The 4871-nt window shown below is 70.3% G+C and carries 4 protein-coding genes; 2 read left to right on the forward strand and 2 right to left on the reverse strand.

Annotated features, from left to right (window positions below):
- The coding region (locus C1I93_RS28325) for a phosphoglucose isomerase-related protein (protein ID WP_498070722.1) at positions 1 to 804 on the reverse strand (804 nt) is incomplete at its 3' end.
- 187 nt (positions 805 to 991) lie between these two features.
- Here C1I93_RS28325 and C1I93_RS28330 point away from each other — a divergent pair.
- Complete coding sequence (locus tag C1I93_RS28330; RefSeq protein ID WP_111246323.1) at positions 992 to 2431, forward strand: glucose-6-phosphate dehydrogenase; 1440 nt, start codon at positions 992 to 994, stop codon at positions 2429 to 2431.
- Between the two features lie 189 nt (positions 2432 to 2620).
- Positions 2621 to 3691: a sporulation protein gene (locus C1I93_RS28335; RefSeq protein WP_111246324.1), complete on the forward strand. Its 1071-nt coding sequence runs from the start codon at positions 2621 to 2623 to the stop codon at positions 3689 to 3691.
- A gap of 206 nt (positions 3692 to 3897) precedes the next feature.
- Here C1I93_RS28335 and C1I93_RS28340 read toward each other — a convergent pair.
- The coding region (locus C1I93_RS28340) for a glycoside hydrolase family 5 protein (protein WP_111246325.1) at positions 3898 to 4871 on the reverse strand (974 nt) is incomplete at its 5' end.

A 4871-nucleotide genomic window follows, 5' to 3' on the forward strand; every position in this document is an offset into this window, starting at 1 on the left:
GCCCACCCAGTCCCAGAAGCCGAACATGTTTGCCGGGTCGATGCCGAAGTCGGCCACCCGCTGCGCGTTGGTGCTGACCGCGACGAAGTGCCGGGCCACCGCCGTGTCGTCGGCGTTCAGCCCGGCCAGCAGCCAACGCTTGGCCTGCTCGGCGTTGGCCAGGGTCTCCTGGGTGGAGAAGGTCTTCGACACCACCACGAACAGGGTGCTCGCCGGATCCAGGTCGGCGGTGGCCTCGGCGATGTCGGTGGGGTCGATGTTCGACACGAAGCGGCAGCTGATGCCGGCGTCGCGGTACGCCTTGAGTGCCTCGTACGCCATCACCGGCCCCAGGTCGGAGCCGCCGATGCCGATGTTGACAACGGTGCGGATCCGCTCGCCGGTGTGCCCGCGCCACTGCCCTGCGCGCACCTGGTCGGCGAACTGGGCCATCCGCTGTCGGACGGCGTGCACGTCGGCCACCACGTCCTGACCGTCCACGGTCAGCGTGGCGTCGCGGGGCAGCCGCAGCGCGGTGTGCAGCACGGCCCGGTCCTCGGTGCCGTTGATGTGGGCACCGGCGAACATGGCGGCGATCCGGTCGGTCAGCCCGACCCGCTCGGCGAGCGCGGTGAGCAGCTCGAACGTCTCGTCGGTGACCAGGTTCTTGCTGTAGTCGAGGTAAAGGTCGGCCACCTCGACGGTCAACCGTTCGCCCCGGGTGGGGTCGGTGGCGAACAGGTCCCGCAGATGGGTCGCGCGGATCTCATCGGCGTGCTTGCGCAGGGCCTGCCACTCCTCGGTGGTGGTGACGTCCGCAGCCATCGGATCGATCGTCTCCTCGCAGGGTCGGCGCGTCGCCGGCGTCGTGACGCCGGCCAGGGTACGACCAGCCTGCCATACGAAGATCGTCGCGCGAGCCGGACGCGGTGCAGCCGTCACCTTGGGTTCACCAAGGGCGCTCGGCAGGGCCCGTGCCCAGGCGTCGGGCGGGACAGGGCATGGTGGTGGCATGACGACGCCGGTACCGAGCAACCCCGCACCCCGCCCCGCGAGTTCCGCCACCACCGCACCCCTACGGCAGACGTTGCTGGTGCTCGGTGCCAGCGGTGACCTGACCGGCCGGCTGCTGCTGCCGGGGCTGGGCGCGTTGCTGGCCAGCGGTGCGGTGCCGGGCCTGCGGCTGATCGGCAGCGGCATGGACGACTGGGACGACGAGCGGTGGCGGCGCCGGGTGAGCGACTCCTTCGCCCCCGTCGGGGCTGACGGTCCCGCCGAGCGTGCGGTCGTCCAGGCCAGCCGCTACGTCAGCGCCGACGTGACGAGCGAGGACGACCTGCGGCGACTGCTGGCCGACTGCGCCGGACCAGTGGTGATCTTCTTCGCGCTGCCGCCGCTGGTGACCGCCCGTGCGGCGGCGGCGCTGGCCCGCATCGGCGTGCCGCCCGGCACCCGGCTGATGCTGGAGAAGCCGTTCGGCGTCGACCGGATCTCGGCCCACTCGCTGAACAACCTGCTCTCCACCCTGGTTCCGGAGGATCAGGTGTATCGCATCGATCACTTCCTCGGTAAGTCGACGGTGCTGAACCTGCTCGGCCTGCGGTTCGCCAACCGGATCTTCGAACCGCTGCTCAACTCCGCGCACGTGGCCTGCGTGGACATCGTCTTCGACGAGACCCTCGGGCTGGAGGGTCGGGCCGGTTACTACGACGGCGCCGGCGCGCTCATCGACATGGTGCAGAGCCACCTGCTCCAGGTGCTCGCCCTGCTCGCCATGGATCCGCCGCCGAGCCTGCGGGCGCAGGAACTGCGGGGCCGTGCGGCGCAGGTGTTGCGAGCAGCCCGGCTGCGGGACGACGACCCGGTGGCGGCCAGTCGGCGGGCCCGCTACACCGCCGGTGAGATCGCCGGGCGCCGGCTGCCGGACTATGCCGCCGAGCCGGGGGTGGACCCGAGCCGTCGTACCGAGACCCTCGCCGAGGTGGTGCTCACCGTGGACACCTGGCGCTGGTCGGGGGTGCCGTTCCGGCTGCGCTCCGGCAAGGCCGTGGCGGAGGTACGCAAGGAAGCGATCATCACCTTCAAGCAGCCGGAACGGGTGCCCGACGGGCTCATCGGGTACGAGCATCCGGACCGGCTGCGGATCGGTTTCGGCCCGGACTGCCTCGGCCTCGACCTCAACATCAACGGTCCCGGCAACCCGTTCGACCTGGATCCGGTCCGGCTGACCGCCGACTTCGGCCCGGGTGAGCTGCCGGCCTACGGTGAGGTGCTGCGTGGCGCGTTCGAGGGCGATCCGACGCTGTCGGTGCGCGGTGACGTCGCCGAGGAGTGTTGGCGGATCGTCGAGCCGGTGCTGGCCGCCTGGAAGTCGGACGCGGTGCCGCTGCGGGAGTACGCTGCCGGCTCGACCGGGCCCGACGACTCGCTGCTCGGTCCGGTGCCGAGCTGACCGGCGGCAATCTTTACTACTGGTAACAGCCTGATCTCTCTCAGCTATCTTTCAGGTGTCGGTGCTAGCTTCCCGGCGCGACGGGATCCATCATGGACGGCGCTGATCCCGTTGCGGCGCAACGACTTTGCGTGAACCTTTCACGTTTTGCTCGGGTGCCGCGCCTGTACACGGTCGAGGGAGAATCTCGTGGTCTTCAAGAGGATGCTGGGTGCCTTTGGGATCGGCGCGCCCAGCGTCGACACGGTCCTGGCCAATCCGGGCACCCGCCCCGGTCTGACGCTCGACGGGCAGGTGAACCTCACCGGCGGCAGCCAGGACGTGGAGATCGACCAGATCGCGCTGGGTCTGGTGGCCCGGGTGGAGGTCGACGGTGCCGAGGAGGACCACGACGCCGTGGTCGAGTTCCACCGGGTCCCGGTCGCGGGCGGGTTGCGCCTGGCGGCGGGGCAGCAACTGGCGATTCCGTTCCAGTTCCCGATCCCGCTGCAGACCCCGGTGACCGACATCTACGGGCAGCGCCTGCCCGGCATGACCATGGGCCTGCGCACCGAGGTCGCCATCCGGGGCGCGGTGGACAAGGGCGACCTCGACCCGGTGCAGGTGCACCCGTTGCCGGTGCAGGAGCGCATCCTGGCCGCCTTCGGCCAGCTCGGCTTCCAGTTCAAGAACGCCGACCTGGAGCACGGCTACATCGCCGGAGCGCACCAGACGTTGCCGTTCTATCAGGAGATCGAGTATTTCGTCGCCCCGCAGTACGCCCACGGCGTCACCGAGGTGGAGCTCACCTTCCTCGCCGACGAGCAGGGGGTGGACGTCGTCCTGGAGTTCGACAAGCAGGCCGGCCTCTTCATGGGCAGTCACGACTCCTACGGCCGCTACCGGGTCGCGCACGCCGACGCCGACCGGCTGGACTGGGCCGCCGAGGTCGACCGCTGGCTGCGCGAGGCGTTGCCGCAGCACCAGAGCCTGCATCCGGCTCAGCCCCACTACGGCGCACCGGCCGGTTACCCGCCGCCCGGCTACGGCGCACCGGCCGGCTACCCGCCGCCCGGCTATGGCGCACCGGCCGGCTACCCGCCGCACCAGCCCGGCTACGGGCACGACGAGGAGCACCACGAGCGGCGCGGATCGGGGATGGGTGCGGTGGCCGCCGGTGTGGTCGGTGGCGCGGCGCTCGGCTTCGCCGGCGGCATGGTCGCCGACGAGGTCTTCGACTCCTTCGGTGGTGACGAGGACGAGGAGGGCGGCGAGGAGTGAGCCGCAGGTCGTCATCGTGAGGTGCTGACCACCCCTACCGGCCGCCCGGCCACCAGGCTCCCCACTGGTGGCCGGGCGGTCCTCGTCCGCCGCCCGCCTCCCGTGCGCCGCCTGCTCGCGGTGCGTCGTCTGCTCGCGGTGCGTCGCGAGAAGGCGGCCCCGGCGTGGTGCAACGCCGGGGCCGCCAGGTGGTGGTGGTACGTGGCTCAGCTGGTCGGGAAGTTGTCCGGGGTACGGATCCGGTCCCGCATGAAGACACCGGAGGGAGTCAGCACCGAGGTGCCTGTGTAGTTGCCCCCGTTGCAGGTGCCGGGCCGCAGCGCGGCGCTGCCCTCGGCCTTGTCGGAGAAGGTCCAGTTCGCGTAGCCGATCTTCAGCCGGTCCAGCAGATCCAGCCACTGGGTGCTGCTGGCCAGGTCGGCGGCGCCGTCACCGGTGTAGTCCACCGTGCCGAACTCGGTGACGAAGAGCGGCAGTCGGGCTGCCGCCCGCTCCACTTCGGCCCGGTAGTTGTCCTTGTGCGACGCGGCGTAGAAGTGGAACGCGTACATGACGTTGTTGGCGTTCACCGGGTTGTTGACGATCTCGGTGTGGTTGCCGCCCTCCGAGACGCCGAGCGATGACCAGGCCCGGGTGCCGACGATGACGACCGCGTCCGGGTCGTTGGCCCGGATCACCGGGATCACCTGGTCGGCGTAGTTCTTGATGGTCGACCAGCTCACCCCGTTGGGCTCGTTGGCGATCTCGTAGATCACGTTGTTCTTGGCAGCGTGCCGGGCCGAGACCGCGGCGAAGAAGGTCTTGGCCCGCTCCAGGTTGAACATCGGGTCACCCGGCGTGAGCAGGTGGAAGTCGATCATCGCGTACATGCCGCGCCGGGTGGCCTCGTCGACCAGGTTGTTGACCCGGTTGGTGAAGCCGGCCGGGTCGGTCTCGTAGCCGTCCTCCTGCACGTACATGGCGATGCGGAACAGGTCCGCGCGCCAGTCGATGGCGAGCGCGTCGAGCGAGGCCGGGTTGTAGCAGTTGCCGAACCACTGGATGCCGTGGGTGCTCATCCCGCGCAGTTGGATCGGCCGTCCGTACTGGTTGCACAGGTTGACCCCGCAGACCCGCAGTTGTCCGTTGGCGGCCACCGGGGTCTGGCCACCCGGTGGGGGAGTCGTCGGCGGGGCAGTGG

This window comes from Micromonospora endophytica (assembly GCF_003236305.1).
Classification (GTDB): domain Bacteria; phylum Actinomycetota; class Actinomycetes; order Mycobacteriales; family Micromonosporaceae; genus Micromonospora; species Micromonospora endophytica.

What these genes read in the sequence shown, in the direction of transcription:
- C1I93_RS28330 (WP_111246323.1), top strand. Translation starts at nt 992, where the DNA reads ATGACGACGCCGGTACCGAGCAACCCCGCACCCCGCCCCGCGAGTTCC.